This window comes from Mesorhizobium sp. CA8 (assembly GCF_020164955.1).
Taxonomy (GTDB): domain Bacteria; phylum Pseudomonadota; class Alphaproteobacteria; order Rhizobiales; family Rhizobiaceae; genus Mesorhizobium.
Genome location: NZ_JAIUHG010000033.1, coordinates 40,319 through 58,301, shown reverse-complemented (window position 1 = coordinate 58,301; position 17,983 = coordinate 40,319). Strand labels below are relative to the sequence as shown.

The following is a 17,983-nucleotide window of genomic DNA, read 5'->3' as shown; positions in this document are numbered from 1 at the left end:
CTCCGTCCGAATTGCGTAAAAACAAAGGGATAGAGCGGTTCGCCGTTTCCGTGAAATGGTGAAACGCTCTAACGATTTGGAAGTTTTGAGAACTATTTGGGAGGGCTTAATTACGCCGCCAGCCGGCTGCGGCACACTGCAATCTCAATCAGGTCACGGGTCCTCAAACCCTCTACCGCATGGAGGTTGCCATGAACAATATCCTTGCGCCTTGCGCACCTTTGGCGGCACGCTCAGCCGAGATGAAGGGCCGCCGGCGCTACGGCCTCTCAGCTTTGCGCAGCCTCATCGCCGAGCGCCGCAAGCAGGCCTATTTCCGCTTCGAGCTCAAGCGCATGGCGACAGACAATCCGCATCTGATCGACGACATCGGGCTGACGAGGAAAGAGGTCGAGGCGGAGATCGCCAAGCTGCCCTTCTGGCAGCGATAAGACCGCCTCGGACCGGCTGAAAAGACAGAGAGCGGCCCATTGGACCGCTCTCTTCATCAGAAACAGCCAGAACCTTACTTGGCGTTCGGGTTCGGCATCCAGGCAGGCATCGCGACGTCGGCATGGGCGAATTGCGGCAGCTTGGCCGACAGGTCTTCCATGTTCTTGATGTCCTTGTCGATCAGCTCCTTCTGGGTGATCAGCGTCGGCGGCACGATGACGTTGTGGCCGGGATCCTCCCCGGCAAGCAGCTGCGCCAGCGCGCGCACCGAGACCTGGCCGACCACCGCGGGATTGGTGGCGGCGGTCGCCGCCCAGGCGCTGTCCGGTTCGCGCATCGCGGCGATGTCCGAGGTCGAGATGTCGGCCGAATAGATCTTGATCTTCTTGTTCAGCCCGGCCTCATCGACGGCGATCTTCACACCCTTGGCGAACTCGTCATAGGGGGCGAACATCACGTTGATGTCGGGATGCGCCTGCAGCACCGAGCGCGCCTGATTGGCGACGGAGTTGGCGATCGGATTGTCGAGCGTACCGAATTGCGCGACCTCGCTGATGCCCGAATATTTCTTCTTCACCTCCACCCAGGTCTCGTTGCGGCGGTCGAGCGGAGCGATGCCGGCAACATAGACATAGCCGGCCTTCCAGCTCTCGCCATTATCCTTGACCGCCTGCTCGAGCGCCAGCTTGGCGAGGTCTTTGTCCGACTGCTCGATCTGCGGGATCTTCGGGTTCTCGACATTGACGTCGAAGGCGACGACCTTGATGCCGGCATCGACCGCGCGCTGGGCGGCGTCCTTCATCGATTCCGTCAGGCCGTGCTGGATGATGATGCCCTGCACGCCAAGCGCGATCGCCTGGTCGACCATGTCGGCCTGGAGCGCGGCATCCTGGCGGCTGTCCAGCACGCGCAGGTCGACGCCGAGCGCCTTGGCCTGCGCCTCGACGCCGGAGAGATAGGCCTGGAAGAAGTCGCCTGTCGACAGATAGCGCACCAGCGCGATCTTGACGCCGGGCTTGTCGAACGGCGCCGGGCGGTCCGCAGCCAATGCCGTGCCCTGCATCAGCAGCGCCGCGCCGGCGAGGCCGAGTGCCGCCTTTCCCAAAAGTCTTCTTGTGATGCTCACTTCGTTTTCCTCCGTTTTGTCTTAATGCCCGGTCGAAACTATCTCTTGCCCCTGCCGGAAAGGGCGAAGGTGAAGACAAGGGCGACGACAAGCACCGCGCCCTTGACGAAATCCTGCGTGTAGTAAGGGGCGTTCATCATCGTGAGGCCTTGCAGCAGGACGCCGACGAACACCGCACCGACGGCCGTGCCGAAGGCGTTGGGCTTGGCGGCGCCGAGCACCGCGTAGCCGATAAGCGCGGCGGCGACAGCGTCGAGCAACAGATTATTACCCGAGGCGATGTCGCCGCGTCCAAGCCGGGCGGCGAGCAAAATCCCGCCGATCGAGGCAAAAACTCCCGAAATGACATAAGCCCAGATTTTGTATGCCTTGACAGGCGCGCCGGCGAGTTCGGCCGCCCTCTCGTTGCTGCCCACGGCATACATCATGCGGCCGAAACGGGTGTATTCGAGGAAAAACCAGATCAGCGCCGCGAGCACGACGAGCACGACGACCGAGACCGGGATCAGGTTCGGAATGAAGAAGTCGATGCGGTGGCGGCCAAGCGCCAGGAAGGCTTCCGAAAACTTGCCGTTGGCGACCGAGCCGTCGGGCATGGTCATGCCGGTGGCGATCGAGCGGCCTTCCGTCGGAATGCGCTGCAGGCCGAGTAGCAGGAACATCATCCCGAGCGTGGCCAGCAGGTCGGGCACGCGCATATAGACGATCAGCCAGCCATTGATCAGGCCGACGATGACGCCGATGACAAGGCAAGCGATGACGGCGACGATCGCGTTCTGCTCCAGCACGACCATGGCATAGGATGCCGCCATCATGGCGCTGGTGGCGACCGAGCCGATCGACAGGTCGAAGCCGCCGACGACGAGCGTCGCGGTGACGCCGAGCGCCAGCACGCCGGTGATGGCCACCGACTGGAAGATGAAGACGGCGCTCTGAGGCGACGCAAAACCATCGGCGGCAACTGCGAAATAGGCAATCAGCCCGACCAGCAGGACGATGAAGCCGTAGCGGATGGCGTAGTCGCGCAGTGTCATCGAACGCTCCCGCGCCGTTGCCTTGCCCGCCAAACTGGAACTCATGCCTGCACTCCGGGTCTCGTCATCCTGCGATCTCACGCCGCGCTGTGAAGCGGTCCGCCAGCCACTTCCGCCAGCAGCCGGTCGAGATCGATGTCATCGTTGCGGTGCTCGCCGACGATCGTGTGTTCCGACATCACCAGGATGCGGTCGGCGGTCTCCAGCGCCTCGTCGAGCTCGGTAACAAAGATCAGCGTCGCGCGGCCGTCGGCGCTTGCCCTCAGCTTGGCGGCGATGTCGCGACGCGCCGAAATGTCGACACCCTGGAAAGGCTCGTCGAGGATGAAGAGGCGCGAGGCCTGCGACATCCAGCGCGCCACCATCACCTTCTGCTGGTTGCCGCCGGACAGCGCGGAGAGTTCGTCCTTCTCCGAGCGGCAGACGATGCCGAGCTCGTCGATCTGGCGGCGGGCGGCGATGCGCTCGGCGCGCTTCCTCATGACGCCGAAGCCCGACATGCGCTTGAGGAACGGCAGGCTGATGTTGCGTTCGATGTTGAAGCCGCCAACGATGCCGCTCGCGGCGCGGTCCTTGGCGACCAGGAAGACGCCGGCGGCGATCGCCTCGCGCGCCGAGCCCGGCGCGTAGGGCTTGCCGTCCATGTGCATGGTGCCGGCAAGCGGCCTGCGCACGCCGAACAGCGTTTCCGCCAAAGCCGTCTTGCCGACGCCGACCAGGCCGGTGATCGCCACCACCTCCCCGGCGCCGAGCGTCATCGAGATCGGCCGCGAACCTTGCGCCAGCCGCAGGCCTTCGGCGGTGAAGACGGCTCGGGCCGAGCTTCTTGCAACCACCTTGTCGAGATGGATCTTGCGGCCGAGCATGGCGTTGACCGCGCCCTCATAGTCGAGCGGCTTCCGGTCGAAGACGCCGGAGACGATGCCGTCGCGCATCGACACGATGCGGTCGGCCAGCCGCCTGATGTCGGACATGCGGTGCGAGATATAAAGGATGGCAACGCCCTGCCCGCGCAGCCGGTCGATGAGCGAGAACAGCCGGTCGGCCTCGGCGCTCGACAGCGAAGAGGTCGGCTCGTCGAGGATCAGGACCTTGGGCCGATGCGCCATGGCGCGGGCGATGGCCACCATCTGCCGATCCGCCAACGACAAGTCGCTGACGCGCGCCTTGAGGTCGATGACGAGCCCCATGCGGTCGGCGACAGCCCTGGCTTCGGCTCGGACATTGGCAGGCTTGAAAAGCAACGACGCGCCTTTGCCGCTCAGCCGGTCGAGCGTCAGATTGGTGGCGACGTCGAGGTCGGCGACGACGCCGTCATTGATGTTCTGGTGCACGGTGACAACGCCGGCGCGAATGGCTTCGGCGGGGGTTTGCGGGTCGAAGGCCTTGCCGGCGAGCCGCATCGTGCCGGCAGCGCGCGCATAGACGCCGCTGACGATCTTGACCAGGGTGGATTTGCCGGCGCCGTTGGCGCCCATGAGCACGGTCACCTCGCCCGCAAACAGGTCGAGCGAGATGCCGCCAAGCACCTCGTTCTGGCCGAAGGATTTCCTCAGGCCGTCCACATGGAACACGGCATCTGCGCCCATCCGTTCCTCCCGGATCATGACGCTATGGGCTCATTCGGCAATTGTCAACACGATTGACATTTGCCAGCGTGCTTCCTAGCTTGGCCCCGCCGCCGTGGCTCCGCTATCGTCGGAAACCACGTGCAGGAGGGAGAGCATGACCGGGAAGTTCGAAGCATTATCGGTGGAAACGCTGCCGAAGCGCCTTGGCGACACCGCGGCCCTGACGGAGCGCATCGGCAAGGACACCAGCCGCTGGAAGGTACAGGAGGTCGGCGATGGCAATCTCAACCTCGTCTTCATCGTCGAAGGCGACAAGGGTGCCGCGGTGGTCAAGCAGGCGCTGCCCTATGTGCGGCTGGTCGGCGACAGCTGGCCGCTGCCGCTCAAACGCTCCTTCTTTGAATATCATGCGCTGACCAGGCAGGAGCGCCGTGCGCCCGGCTCGGTACCGGCGATCTACCATTTCGACGAGACCCAGGCGTTGATCGTGATGGAGTATCTGGCGCCGCCGCACGTCATCTTGCGGCGGGCGCTGATCGACGGCCGCGAATTGCCGAATATCGCGCGCGACATCGGCCTGTTCATGGCCCGCACGCTGTTCCGCGGCTCGGATCTGTCGATGGTAACGAGGGAGCGCAAGGCCGACCTGGCGCTGTTCGCCGACAATGTCGAGCTCTGCGACATCACCGAGAACCTGGTGTTCTCCGACCCTTATTTCGACGCCAAGATGAACCGGCATACCTCGCCGCAGCTCGACGGACTGGTCGCCGAACTGCGCGCCGACCGCGATCTCAAGGTCGAGGCGCAGCGGCTGAAGCATCTCTTCGCCGCCAATGCCGAGACGCTGCTGCATGGCGATCTGCATTCCGGCTCGATCATGGTGACCGACAGCGAGACCCGGATGATCGATCCGGAATTCGCTTTCTACGGCCCGATCGCCTTCGACGTCGGGATGCTTCTTGCCAATTTCTGGATGGCGTTCTTCTCGCAGCGCGGCCACGAGGAGAAGGGCAGCCGCTCCTCGATGCGCGCCTATCTGCTCGGCGTCACGGCCGAGACCTGGGCGACCTTCCGCGCCGAGTTCTCGCATCTGTGGCGGACCGAGCGCAGCGGCATTCTCTACCAGAGTAGCCTGTTCGAGGATCAGGGCGACCTGCTCGGCTCCGAACAGGCGCTCGACCACATGCTGCATTCGATCTGGACCGACCTGCTCGGCTTTGCCGGCATCGAGATACACCGGCGCATCCTTGGGCTGGCCCACAATGCCGATTTCGAGACCATTGCCAATGCCGATTTGCGCGCCAGATGTGAGGCCAAGGCTTTGCGCTTCGGACGCCATATCGCCGTCAACCGACGCCAGATCCACAGCATCGACGAGGTCAACAATCTGGCCGCGCGGATCGAACAGGAGAAGAGCCTTTGAACGTCGGCGAACGCCACTACCGCACCATCTGGCTCAGCGACGACAAGCGCTCGGTCGAGATCATCGACCAGCGCTGGCTGCCGCATGAGTTCCGCATCGAAAAGATCGGAAGCGTCGCCGGCATCGCCACCGCGATCCGCGACATGTGGGTGCGCGGCGCGCCGCTGATCGGCGTCACCGCAGCCTATGGCGTCGCCGTCCAGATGATGGACGATCCGTCGGACGAAGCGCTCGACACGGTATGGGAGACGCTGCACAAGACACGGCCGACGGCTATCAATCTGCGCTGGGCACTGGACGAGATGCGCCGGTACCTGAAGCCGCTCGCGCCGGAGGAACGCGCTGAAGCGGCCTACAGGCGGGCCGCGGAGATCGCCGATGAGGATGTCGGGCTGAACCGCGCCATCGGCGAAAACGGGCTTGCGATCATCAGGCAGATCGCGGCGAAGAAGAAGCCGGGCGAGAGCGTCAACATCCTCACCCATTGCAATGCGGGCTGGCTGGCGACGGTCGACTACGGCACCGCCACCGCGCCGATCTACCTGGCGACAGAAGCCGGCATTCCAGTGCATGTCTATGTCGACGAGACCAGGCCCCGCAACCAGGGCGCCCAGCTGACCGCCTGGGAGATGGCCGGGCACGGCGTGCCGCACACACTGATCGTCGACAATGCCGGCGGCCATCTGATGCAGCATGGCGACATCGACATGGTGATCGTCGGCACCGATCGCACGACCGCCAATGGCGATGTCTGCAACAAGATCGGCACCTATCTGAAGGCGCTGGCCGCCGCCGACAACGACGTGCCCTTCTATGTCGCGCTGCCCTCGCCCACCATCGACTGGACCGTGGCCGACGGGCTGAAGGAAATCCCGATCGAGGAGCGCTCCGGCGACGAGGTTTCGCTGGTATGGGGCAAGATGGCCGACGGAAAGGTCGCGCAGGTGCGCGTCTCGCCGGATGCGACGCCAGCGGCCAACCCGGCCTTCGACGTGACGCCGGCAAGACTGGTGACCGGGCTGATCACCGAGCGCGGCGTGGCCAAGGCCTCGCGCGAAGGGCTGAAGGCGATGTTTCCCGAGCGCAGCTAATCTCCCCTCTCATGGGGCAGATTAGCTAGTCGCCAATTGACAGCACCACCCTGCTCTCCCATAAAACCCGCGTCAAAGTTCTCAGGGCGGGGTGAAAGTCCCCACCGGCGGTAAGAGCCTCGGCTCAAGCCCGCGAGCGCCTTCCGGCCTATCGGAAGGGTCAGCAGATCCGGTGCGATTCCGGAGCCGACGGTTACAGTCCGGATGGAAGAGAACGATCGCAGGAGACGGTCCGCTCGCGCGGGCGGTGTTTTTTGCGTCGTGCGTCCTGATTCTGGTTCGAAACGGAAGGAAGGACCCATGAATCAGCATTTCCCCAAAGACCCTACTGTCCGTCATGTCGCCGTCATCCGAGCGCGCTGGCATGCCGATATCGTCGACCAATGCGTGCAGGCCTTCGAGGCGGAGCTTGCCGCGCTCGGCGGCTTCGCCGTCGAGGTCTTCGACGTGCCGGGCGCCTACGAAATCCCGCTGCATGCCAAGACGCTTGCAGAGACCGGTCGCTACGCCGCGATCCTCGGCACCGCCTTCGTCGTCAATGGCGGCATCTATCGCCACGACTTTGTGGCGCGCGCGGTCATCGACGGGATGATGAATGTGCAGCTCGCGACCGGCGTGCCGGTGCTGTCGGCCGTGCTGACGCCTCACAACTACCATGACAGCCCCGAGCATCACCGCTTCTTCCATGAGCATTTCGCCGTGAAGGGCAAGGAAGCGGCGAAAGCCTGCGTCGAGATCCTCGCCGCGCGCGAAAAGATCGCCGCCTAAGTCCGAAAGCGCCTGATTTCAGCACTGCAACAAGAATTGCGGCCGAAAAGGCTGCGAAAGGTTGCGGTAGATGCGAAATCCCGCCAGAAGCAACGAGGCCGCCCGACGCCCGGGCTGCCTTTTCAAACACGGGCTCGAACCAGATACGGGAGACTATTCGTTGGCTCGCATCACACTGAGACAATTGCTCGACCATGCCGCCGAACATGGCTATGGCGTGCCTGCCTTCAACATGAACAATATGGAACAGGGGCTCGCCATCATGGAGGCGGCCGAGGAGACCAAGTCGCCGGTCATCCTGCAGGCCAGCCGCGGCGCGCGCGCCTACGCCAATGACGTGGTGCTGGCCAAGCTGATCGACGCGCTGGTCGAGATCCATCCCGACATCCCGGTCTGCATGCATCTCGACCATGGCAACAACGAAGCGACCTGCGTCACCGCCATCCAGTACGGCTTCACTTCGGTGATGATGGACGGCTCGCTGAAGGAGGACGGCAAGTCGCCGGCCGACTACGCCTATAATTCCGGCATCACGCGCCGTGTCGTCGATATGGCGCATTGGGGCGGCGTTTCGGTGGAAGGCGAGATCGGTGTGCTCGGCTCCCTGGAGAGCGGCGGCGGCGAGCAGGAAGACGGCCACGGCGTCGAGGGCGCGATCAGCCACGACCAGCTTTTGACTGATCCGGTGCAGGCCGAGCAGTTCGTGCGCGACACCCATGTCGACGCGCTGGCCGTCGCCATGGGCACCAGCCACGGCGCCTATAAATTCTCGCGCAAGCCGGATGGCGCGGTGCTGGCGATGAACGTGATCGAGGAGATCCACCGCCGCCTGCCCAACATGCATCTGGTCATGCACGGCTCGTCCTCGGTACCCGAGGAGTTGCAGGAGATCATCAACAAATATGGCGGCCAGATGAAGCCGACCTGGGGCGTGCCGGTAGAAGAGATCCAGCGCGGCATCAAGCATGGCGTGCGCAAGATCAACATCGACACCGACAACCGCATGGCGCTGACCGGCGCGATCCGCAAGGTGCTGACCGAGAACCCGTCGGAGTTCGATCCGCGCAAATATCTGACGCCGGCGATGGCGGCGATGAAGAAGCTCTGCAAGGAGCGCTTCGAGCAGTTCGGCACAGCCGGCAACGCGCCGAACATCAAGCCGATCCCGCTAGCCGACATGGCCAAGCGCTACAAGTCGGGCAGCCTCGACCCGAAATTCGGCTGAGCCAAATTTCCCGCGGCCGACCAAATCCGGTCGCGGGAACACTTTCAGCCGGGCGGTTCGCGGAACCGCATCCCGGCAGATCGGTTCCTGCCCTGACACGCCCATGCCCAGGCAAGGGGCGCTTCATGAGCAAGGATCGCGACAAGGAAGGCCGGGTCATTCCGGGCAAGATGCTCGACAGGGTGAGACCATCCTGCGCACGCGCGCACGCCGCATCATTTTTATCGCCGGGCTTGTCGGCATCGTCGTGCTGGCACCGGTGCTAAGCATCGCCGTCCGGTGAAGGACCGTTCGCGCCCCGGGATCGAACCCCCCCGGCCACGGAACCATCGGCGGCCAAGCCTAGTTGAACGTTCCAGGACGCAACGGAGGGGCTTAGGCCGCCCTGATCGACGATGTTCGAGCCGCTTTGCTGCGACATGCCGCTTCATCCAACCTGGCCGGACCTCGTCGCGCGGTTGTTGGCGACACTGGTCGCAGGTTTTCTCATCGGCTTGAACCGCGAAGCGCGCGGCCACTCCGCCGGATTGCGCACGACAATCCTGGTCGGCCTCGCGGCATGTGTGGCCATGATCCAGGCCAACATGCTGCTCGATGTCTCCGGCAAAGGGCCGGACTCTTTCGTGCGCATGGACGTGATGCGTTTCGCGCTCGGCGTGCTCACCGGTGTCGGCTTCATCGGCGGCGGCGCCATCCTGCGGCGCGGCGATCTCGTCACCGGAGTCACCACCGCCGCCACGATGTGGATCATGACCATGATCGGGCTGGCCTTCGGCGGCGGTCAGTTCGGCCTCGGCGCGATCGCGACGGTGCTGACACTGGTGACGCTTCAGGGCTTGAAGTGGGTCGACCTCAAGATTTCACGCGACCACAAGGCGATCCTGTCGGTCTCATGGCCGAAAAACTCCCCACCCGACCTCCAGGGCATGATACGGACGCTCGGCTACGAGGCTCGCCTTGTCAGCATGGAGCACGACCCCAGCGGCAACCGTTTCGTGTTTTCCTTCCAAATCCGATGGAAGCAGCCGGAAGCGGACCAGCCCTCGACCGACGTGCTGGGCGTGGTCGGCGAGCATTGCACGGTCGAGCGGTTCGATATGACCGGCGAGAGGTCGTTCTGAGGGGTTCACACTGCCCTGTTTCCACACCGGTGCGCGGCGGCCACGATCCCCGACCAGCACCGCCCCGGTGACGAACGACCCTTGTCGGAGGCAAGGACAGACAGCAGGATGCGATGTCCTCGGCGGTTCCCCGCCCCATGAGATGAGGGAGGTTCCCCCCGGCGAATCCGAGACGGAAAGGGGAACGCCCCAACCGATTGTCCCAGAACGCCGGAAGACAAGCCCTGCCTTCCATACCTGCCTCTTCGCTTATTAACCACGCTTCGGGGCAACGTGAACGCCGTTCATTTTTTTCTTGAACGGCGTTCACGATGTGCTATGGTGCATCCTTGAACGATGTTCAAGGAAATGTATCCAACCTGAAACAAGCCTGTGCCGAGCCACACTCACCCTGAAACGAAAGGATCATATCGATGCTCGCCGACAATCAAGTCCGCAAACAGTCGAGTGCCTGGAAGGCCCGGAAGCCGATCATGGGCGACAGATTCCAGGCACCAAGAAGAAGAAATAAATGGATTGGATTGAATCGCAGTAACGAAGCTTAACGGCTTTCCGATAAACAAGTTTCAAACCGCGCAAGTGTCCGCCAGTCCAATCGGATTGCCAGCCGGACTTGCCCAATGGAAGTTGCCATGAACACCCATCTGATGATGTCGCGGCGCTTCGCGCCTCTCTTCTGGACGCAATTCCTCTCGGCCTTCAACGACAATTTCCTGAAGAACACCCTGGTGTTCCTCATTCTCTTCACGCTGGCGAAGGATCAGGCCGCGTCGCTGGTGACGCTGGCCGGCGCTGTCTTCATGACGCCCTTCCTGCTGCTTTCGGCGCTTGGCGGCGAGATCGCAGACCGCTTCGACAAGGCGCTGATCGCGCGCCGCTTGAAATTCACCGAGATCGCCGCGGCCGCCGTCGCCGTCCTCGGCATCGCGCTGTCGTCGATCCCGGTGCTGATGACGGCGCTCTTGATGTTCGGCATCATCTCGGCGCTGTTCGGGCCAATCAAGTACGGCATCCTGCCGGATCATCTCGAGCGCAACGAACTGCCCAAGGCCAACGCCTGGATCGAGTCGGCGACCTTCGCCGCGATCCTCGGCGGCACCATTGCCGGCGGCGTTGTCTCCGCCGACGGCGTCGGCGTCGCGGTGTTCGGGCCGATCATGATGGCGCTGGCGGTCGGCTGCTGGTTCGTCAGCCGCTACATCCCCGCCACCGGTTCGGCCGCGCCCAACCTCGCCATCGACAAGAACATCCTCCGCTCGACCTGGCGCCAGGTCGCCGAACTGCGCACCGACACGCGCATCTGGCGCGCCGGCCTGATGACCTCGTGGTTCTGGCTGGTCGGCGCGATCGTGCTGTCGATCCTGCCGGCGATGATCAAGGATTCGCTCGGCGGCAACGAGATCGCCGTCACCGCCTATCTTGCGGTGTTCGCCGTCTCGATTGCGATCGGCTCGGCCATCGCCGCCTGGATGTCGAAAGGGCGCATGGTGCTGCTGCCGGCGCCGGTCGGCACCGCGCTGCTTGCGCTGTTCGGCCTGCATCTGGCCTGGACCGTCGGCAGCATGCAGCCTTCGCCGGAGGCCGTGACGCTTGCCGCCTTCTTCGCCGGCCCGAACACCATCCGTGTCGCCATCGACCTCGCCGGCATGGCCATTGCCGCCGCCTTCCTGGTGGTGCCGACCTTCGCCGCCGTGCAGGCCTGGTCGCCGGAAGCGCGCCGCGCCCGGGTCGTTGCCGCGGTCAGCATCGTCAATGCCGGCTTCATGACCGTCGGCGGCATCCTCGTCGCCGCGATCCAGGCTGCGGGCGTCTCGATTGCGGGCATTCTGTTCGGCCTTGTCGCGGCCAACGCCATCGCCGCCTGGCTGATGCTGAAATACCTGCCGACCAACCCCTTCCGCGACTTCGTCTCCATCCTCTTCCGCGCCTTCCTGCGGCTGGAGGTCGAGGGCGTCGAAAACCTCAAGGCGGCCGGCAAGGCGCCGATCCTGGCGCTCAACCATGTCAGCTTCCTCGATGGCCCGCTGGCGCTGACGCTGACCGATGAGGAGCCGGTCTTCGCCATCGACTACACCATCGCCCAGGCCTGGTGGATGAAGCCGTTCATGAAGCTCGCCCGGGCGCTGCCGCTCAATCCGGCGAAGCCGATGTCGACCCGCACGCTGATCAAGGTCGTGCAGGGCGGCGATCCGCTGGTGATCTTCCCGGAGGGACGCATCACCGTCACCGGCGGCCTGATGAAGGTTTATGACGGCGCCGCCATGGTTGCCGACAAGACGGGCTCTATGGTGGTGCCGGTGCGCATCGAGGGGCTGGAGAAGAGCTATTTCTCGCGGCTGACCTCGCAGCATGTACGCCATCGCCTGTTCCCGAAGGTCAAGGTGACCATCCTGGAACCGGTGAAGCTCGAAGTCGCGGAGGAACTGAAGGGCCGCCAGCGTCGCGCCGCGGCGGGCTCCGCGCTCTACCAGGTGATGTCGGACCTCGTCTTCCGCACCCAGGACATCGATAAGACGGTGCTGGAGAAAATCATCGAGACGGCTAACGAGCGTGGCATGAAGGAGCTCGCCGTTCAGGATCCGGTCACTGGTTCGCTGAGCTACGGCAAGCTGCTGACGGCCGCCGCGGTGCTCGGCGAGAAGTTCGAGCATCTCTATGCCGGCCAGCAGACGCTGGGCGTCATGCTGCCCAATGCCAATGGTGCCTGCGCGGCACTTCTCGGCGTGATGTCGGCCGGCAAGGTCCCGGCGATGATCAACTTCACCGCAGGTGCAGCGAACATCCTGTCGGCCTGCAAGGCGGCCGAGGTGCGGACCGTGCTCACCTCCCGCACCTTTGTCGAACAGGCAAAGCTCGGGCCGGTGGTGGAGGAGATCGGCCGCTCGGTCGACATCGTGTGGCTCGACGATCTGCGGGCCACGATCGGCCTCAAGGACAAGCTGCTCGGCCTGTTGCGCAAGACGACACCGCGGGTGGCGCGCAAGGCGGACGATCCGGCAGCGATCCTGTTCACCTCGGGCTCGGAAGGCACGCCCAAGGGCGTGGTGCTCACCCATCGCAACATCCTGGCCAATGCCGCCCAGGCCGCCTCGCGCATCGACTTCCATTCGGGCGACAAGGTGTTCAACGTGCTGCCGATCTTCCACTCCTTCGGCATGACGGCGGGCACGGTGCTGCCGCTGATCTCCGGCGTGCCGGTCTATTTCTACCCCTCGCCATTGCACTACCGCATCGTGCCGGAACTGATCTATGCCTCGAACGCCACGATAATCTTCGGCACCGATACGTTCCTTTCGGGCTACGCCCGCACGGCGCATCCGTACGACTTCCGTTCGGTGCGCTACTGCTTCGCCGGCGCGGAACCGGTCAAGGCCGCCACGCGCACGACCTATATGGAGAAGTTCGGCCTGCGCATCCTGGAGGGCTATGGCGTGACCGAGACCGCGCCGGTGATCGCCATCAACACGCCGATGTACAACAAGTCGGGGAGCGTCGGTAAAATCATGCCCGGCATGGAGTACCGCCTCGAGCCGGTGCCCGGCGTCGACGAGGGCGGCCGGCTCTTCGTGCGCGGCCCGAACGTCATGGCCGGCTATCTGCGCACCGAGAATCCGGGCGTGATCGAGCCGCTCGCCAATGGCTGGCACGACACCGGCGACGTCGTGACCGTGGACGACGCGGGCTTCATCTCGATCCGCGGCCGCGCCAAGCGCTTCGCCAAGATCGGCGGCGAGATGGTCTCTCTTGCGGCGGTCGAGGCGCTGGCCGGCGAACTCTGGAAAGGCTGGTTGTCGGCCGTCGCTGCGGTGCCGGACGCGCGCAAGGGCGAGAAGCTGATCCTGATCACGGAAGCGCCCAACGCCACCCGCGCCGACTTCCTGGCCTTCGCCAAGGCGAACGGCGCCATGGACCTGATGGTGCCGGCCGAAGTGCGTGTCGTGGCGAAAGTGCCGGTGCTCGGTTCCGGCAAGCTCGACTTCGCCGGCGTGAGCAGGATGGTGCGCGGCGACGAAGAACTGAAGGTCAAGGCCGCCTGACCGTGGGCGCGAACAGGCCGGCAACAAGCTCCGGCCTGTTCATTGCCAATCGCTGCCGTTCAAAAGCAACTATGACATCGCGCCCAGGGAACTGCGGGAGCGGGCGCGCATGGTGGTGCACTGAGGGCGAACTGATCCCTACCGACAGCTTGCACGCGCTCCTGCGTGGCACAGGGAGCTCCTCGCCCGCAAGCCGACCAGCAGGATAAGCCTCTACATGTTGGCCGCGGTCGGGCGCACGATCACTTCGTTGACGTCGACGCCGTCGGGTTGGTCGAGCGCGAAGCGGATAGCGCGGGCGATGGCGTCCGGCGTCAGCGACTTTTGCCGCCACTCTTTCAAGGCCGCTGCGACCTGCGGGTCGCTGATGTCGTCGCCCAACTCGGTCGCGGTCACGCCGGGGGAGATGATCGTGGCGCGGATGTCGTCGTGCTCCTGCCGCAGGCCTTCGGTGATCGCCCACACCGCATGCCACAGTAGACCGCCGCGGTGGGCAGCACGAGATGCGCGCCGACGGACGCCACATTGACGATGTGCCCGTTTTTCTGCGCGATGAAGCGCGGCAGCACCGAAGCGATCCCGTTCAGCACGCCAAAGATGTTGACGTTTATCATGCGCGCCCACTCATCGCGCTTCAGCGCGGCAAGCGGCGACAGCGGCATGACGCCGGCATTGTTGACCAGCGCATCGATCTGCCCGAATTGGGCATGAGCGGCGTCGGCGAAAGCTTCGAAGCTCTCGGCATCCGTTACGTCGAGCTCGCGCCAGGCGACGCGTTCACCGATTTCCCCGGCCAGCGCTTTCAGACGCTCGGCGCGCCGGGCTCCGATGAACAGTCTGGCGCCGGCCGCGGCAAGCTCTCGCACCGTCGCTTCGCCGATGCCGCTCGATGCGCCGGTGATGAGTACAATTTTGTCTTTCAGTCCCGTCATGATCGTTCCTTTTTGGCTTGCGGTGACCGGATGGAAAATGGCGCCGCACAGGCGAAGACCGGTAGTGTGATCGTCCAAAGAGTTTGCACAATCCTCCAAACGAGGCGGACAAGCCTTGCAACATTCCGCGTCATGCAGATTTATGCGGCATGGAAAAAATCACCGAACTGGCCGGGCTGATTGCCCGGCATGCCAGGGATCCCGGCATTTCAAGCAGCGCGATCCCCCGGCTGACGCTCATTCGTGCCGACCGGTCCAGCGCGCCGGTGCCGGCGGTCTATGAAGCTTCGCTTTGCATAATCGCCCAAGGGTCGAAGCGCGTCTCGCTGGCAGACCAGAGCGTGGTCTATGATGCATCGAGCTATCTTCTTGTTTCGGTCGACCTGCCTCTGGTCGGCCATGTTCTCGAGGCCAGTCCAGCCGCACCATATCTATGCTGCAAGATCGACTTCGACCTCGCGGCACTTGCCGACCTGCTGGTGACGGAGCGGCGGGCTTCTTACGAGAAGGACTTGCCTGTGCTTGCGGTCTATCCAAGCGACCCGGACCTGATCGATGCCGCGAGCCGATTGGTGAAGCTACTCGATCGCCCCGAAACCATCGATGTTCTGGCCCCGCTGATAGAGCGCGAAATCCTCTACCGTCTGCTTATCGGTCCGCATGGCGCAACGCTTCGTCAAATGGGAACCGTGGATAGCCACCTGAACCAGGTGAGCCGTGCGATCGCTAAGATTCGGAACGGCTTCCAGGCGCAATTGCGGATCGACGAGATTGCCGCGGCGTCAGGCATGAGCGCGTCGTCGCTTCATGCTCACTTCAAGGCGATCACGCGCATGACTCCACTGGAATATCAAAAGCAGCTACGCCTGCAGGAAGCGCGAAGGCTGATGCTGGCCGACGGCGCCAACGCTGGCACGGCCGGTTTCGCGGTCGGCTATGACAGCCCGTCGCAGTTCAGCCGCGAATATCGGCGCCTGTTCGGTGCCCCGCCCCGTCAGGACATCGAGCGGCTCCAGGCTATGCCGGACTCCGCCGCGGCCTATTAGGCACTTTGGCTGAGCGGCGGTGCAGCTTGCACCGCCGAAGATTTCGTCAGCGCGATCGCCGGCTCAGGCCGCGTATCTTGCCATGACGGGCTGCCTCGACCACTGCGCATACCAGGTGTCGAACAGCTTGAGCTGCTGCTCGGCATAGCCACGCTGGCTGTCGCTCAGCGCATCCGTCTCATTGAAGTGCAGCCTGTATTCGGGGTTACCCTTCAGCACCATCATGTGCTTGAAATAAAGCACGAGGTCCGGACCCTCATCGAAAGAGGACAGCACGGCCAACGCCGCGTCCAATTCCTGCGCCAGCCGGCGCGCTTCGGCATCGCCCTTGGCCGCTGCCTGGCTGAGGCCCACGAGATGCAGCACTTCCTTGGGCAGGACATTGCCGATGCCGGTGATGGCGCCGGATGCTCCGCAATTGACGAAGCCGTGGAAGACGGCGGTGTCGACGCCGATCATCAGCGCGACCTCATCGTCGCGGCTGGTGATGTTTTCCGCCGCATAGCGCAAATCCGCCGGGCCGCCGAACTCCTTGAAGCCGACCAGGTTCGGATGCTCGGCGCGCAGCGCGAAGAAGAGGTCCGCGCGGGTGGCAAAGCCGTAATAGGGACTGTTGTAGATGACGGCCGGCAGGTCGGGCGCGACGGCAAGGATCGCCTTGAAATGATGGCGCTGCGCCGTCACCGACGGCCCGCGCGAGAGCACGCGCGGTATGACCATCAGGCCCCGCGCGCCGACCTTTTGCGCGTGGGCGGCGTGCGCCACGGCGCTGGCGGTGTTGACCGCGCCTGTGCCGACAATCACCGGAACGCCGGCCTTCACCAGGCGCTCGACGCCTTCCATGCGCTGCGCGTCGGTCAGCAGCGGCCAGTCGCCCATGGAGCCGCAATAGACGACGGCCGACATGCCGGCGGCGATCAGCTCGCGCCCCTTGCGCACCAGCGCGTCGAAGTCGGGAAGTCGGTCATCGGTGCAAGGCGTCATCAGCGCCGGCATGCAGCCGGAAAAAACATTGGCGGTCATCTTCGAAGTCTCCTTGAGGCAGGCATGCGGAACGACCAGTTTGGCCCGGCGCAGCACCGCTTGCCAAGCGGATAGTCGCTTTTCCGGCTGAAGAGAGCCTCAAACGGTCACCACGATCTTGCCGAACTGTTCGCCTGCTTCCAGAAAACGGTGCGCCTCGGCGATCTTCTCGAACGGAAACGTCCCGGCGATGACCGGCTTCAGCGCGCCTGCGGCGAGGCCGTCGAGGATGAAGGCCTTGGCGGCTTCAAGCCGGGCGGGATCGCCGGTGATCTCGTGGACGAGGTAGCCGCGCAGCGTCAACGTTTTCGTCAGGACATCGAACAGCGGGAACGGCGTCGGCTCGGGGCTAAGGCCGCCATATTCGATGAGAATGCCGCCGCGCGCCATCGCCGCCGTCAGCGGCGTGAAGATCGGGCCGCCGACCGCGTCGAGGACGACGCGAACGCCTTGCGGTGCGATCTTCCTCAACCTCGCTTCGATATCCTCCTCGGCCAAGGCCACCACATGCGCCGCGCCGGCATCGAGCAGCGCCATCTTTTTGGCCGACGTTCGGGTGACGGCGATCGGCACCGCGCCAATTCTGTTGGCGATCTGGATGGCGGCCAGTCCGACGCTGCTCGACGCGGCGGTGATGACGACAGGCTCGTCAGGGCCGAGACGCGCGGTATCGGCCAGTGCGCCATAGGCGGTGAGATATTGCATCCATGTCGCAGCGGCGGCTTCGAACGAGAGCGATGGCGGATGTTTCACCACAAGCTCGGCCGGGAAATTCACGAGCTCGCCATAGGCCGGCCAGCGCGCCATCGAGCGCGGCGGGATGATGCTGACCGCATCGCCCAATGCGAAGACCTCCACGCCGGCTCCCACCGCCTCGAGGATCCCCGCCGCTTCGAGGCCGAGGCCCGACGGCAGCGTCGGCGTCTCGATGTAAGAGCCGTTGCGCATCAAGGTTTCGGCGCGGTTCAAGCCCAGCGCCCTGACGCGGATCCGCACCTCGCCGGGTCCCGGCGACGGAACATCCATATCCTCGATGCGAAGCACCTCGGGACCGCCGTGACTGTGAAAGCGAACAACCCTTGCCATGCCTGAAACTCCAAACCCTACCGATGGAATGGACTATGCAGCGGTATCGAGAACCGGTAAATCGGCAC

The 17,983-nt window shown here is 64.2% G+C and carries 13 protein-coding genes, 1 pseudogene and 1 riboswitch; of the genes and pseudogenes, 8 read left to right on the top strand and 6 right to left on the bottom strand.

Translation table 11 applies throughout. The features are described from left to right. Positions 1–191: 191 nt before the first annotated feature. Positions 192–431, top strand: a complete 240-nt coding sequence (locus LB553_RS27205) for a DUF1127 domain-containing protein (protein ID WP_224517895.1) — start codon at positions 192–194, stop codon at positions 429–431. A 74-nt stretch (positions 432–505) separates the two neighbouring features. Here LB553_RS27205 and LB553_RS27200 read toward each other — a convergent pair whose 3' ends face one another. From LB553_RS27200 to LB553_RS27190, 3 genes are all read right to left on the bottom strand, one after another. Beyond that, positions 506–1,558, bottom strand: coding sequence for a substrate-binding domain-containing protein (locus LB553_RS27200; RefSeq protein WP_224517894.1), 1,053 nt, complete (start codon positions 1,556–1,558; stop codon positions 506–508). Between the two features lie 38 nt (positions 1,559–1,596). Beyond that, complete coding sequence (locus LB553_RS27195; protein ID WP_224517907.1) at positions 1,597–2,592, bottom strand: ABC transporter permease; 996 nt, start codon at positions 2,590–2,592, stop codon at positions 1,597–1,599. A 77-nt stretch (positions 2,593–2,669) separates the two neighbouring features. Continuing rightward, positions 2,670–4,181, bottom strand: coding sequence for a sugar ABC transporter ATP-binding protein (locus LB553_RS27190; protein ID WP_224517893.1), 1,512 nt, complete (start codon positions 4,179–4,181; stop codon positions 2,670–2,672). A gap of 136 nt (positions 4,182–4,317) precedes the next feature. On the opposite strand from LB553_RS27190, the gene mtnK reads away from it, so the two are divergent. From mtnK to LB553_RS27160, 6 genes are all read left to right on the top strand, one after another. Further along, a complete protein-coding gene (mtnK, locus tag LB553_RS27185; RefSeq protein ID WP_224517892.1) occupies positions 4,318–5,586 on the top strand; it encodes an S-methyl-5-thioribose kinase in 1,269 nt (422 codons plus the stop codon). After that, a complete protein-coding gene (gene mtnA, locus LB553_RS27180; RefSeq protein WP_224517891.1) occupies positions 5,583–6,677 on the top strand; it encodes an S-methyl-5-thioribose-1-phosphate isomerase in 1,095 nt (364 codons plus the stop codon). Before mtnK ends, mtnA begins: the two co-directional genes overlap by 4 nt. Positions 6,678–6,750: 73 nt before the next feature. Next, a riboswitch (FMN riboswitch) is annotated at positions 6,751–6,897 on the top strand. An 80-nt stretch (positions 6,898–6,977) separates the two neighbouring features. Continuing rightward, positions 6,978–7,445 carry a 6,7-dimethyl-8-ribityllumazine synthase gene (locus LB553_RS27175; RefSeq protein ID WP_224517890.1) on the top strand — a complete coding sequence of 156 codons (468 nt, stop codon included), beginning with the start codon at positions 6,978–6,980 and terminating at the stop codon, positions 7,443–7,445. Positions 7,446–7,605: 160 nt separating this feature from the next. Continuing rightward, the gene (fba, locus tag LB553_RS27170) at positions 7,606–8,670 is read left to right on the top strand and encodes a class II fructose-bisphosphate aldolase (protein ID WP_224517889.1); all 1,065 of its coding nucleotides are present in this window, start codon (positions 7,606–7,608) and stop codon (positions 8,668–8,670) included. A 419-nt stretch (positions 8,671–9,089) separates the two neighbouring features. Next, entirely contained in the window at positions 9,090–9,791 is a 702-nt protein-coding gene (locus LB553_RS27165; RefSeq protein WP_224517888.1) for an MgtC/SapB family protein, read from the top strand. 632 nt (positions 9,792–10,423) lie between these two features. Next, entirely contained in the window at positions 10,424–13,828 is a 3,405-nt protein-coding gene (locus tag LB553_RS27160) for an acyl-[ACP]--phospholipid O-acyltransferase (protein WP_224517887.1), read from the top strand. A gap of 213 nt (positions 13,829–14,041) precedes the next feature. On the opposite strand, the pseudogene LB553_RS27155 reads toward LB553_RS27160, so the two are convergent. Further along, a pseudogene (locus LB553_RS27155) lies at positions 14,042–14,760 on the bottom strand (SDR family oxidoreductase). A gap of 149 nt (positions 14,761–14,909) precedes the next feature. Here LB553_RS27155 and LB553_RS27150 point away from each other — a divergent pair. Further along, positions 14,910–15,806: an AraC family transcriptional regulator gene (locus tag LB553_RS27150; protein ID WP_224517886.1), complete on the top strand. Its 897-nt coding sequence runs from the start codon at positions 14,910–14,912 to the stop codon at positions 15,804–15,806. 63 nt (positions 15,807–15,869) lie between these two features. Here LB553_RS27150 and LB553_RS27145 read toward each other — a convergent pair whose 3' ends face one another. Together LB553_RS27145 and LB553_RS27140 are read right to left on the bottom strand one after the other, a co-directional pair. Next, on the bottom strand, positions 15,870–16,829 hold the full coding sequence (locus LB553_RS27145; protein ID WP_224517885.1) for a dihydrodipicolinate synthase family protein: 960 nt from the start codon (positions 16,827–16,829) through the stop codon (positions 15,870–15,872). Between the two features lie 99 nt (positions 16,830–16,928). Beyond that, a complete protein-coding gene (locus LB553_RS27140) occupies positions 16,929–17,915 on the bottom strand; it encodes a zinc-dependent alcohol dehydrogenase family protein (RefSeq protein WP_224517884.1) in 987 nt (328 codons plus the stop codon). Positions 17,916–17,983 lie beyond the last annotated feature (68 nt).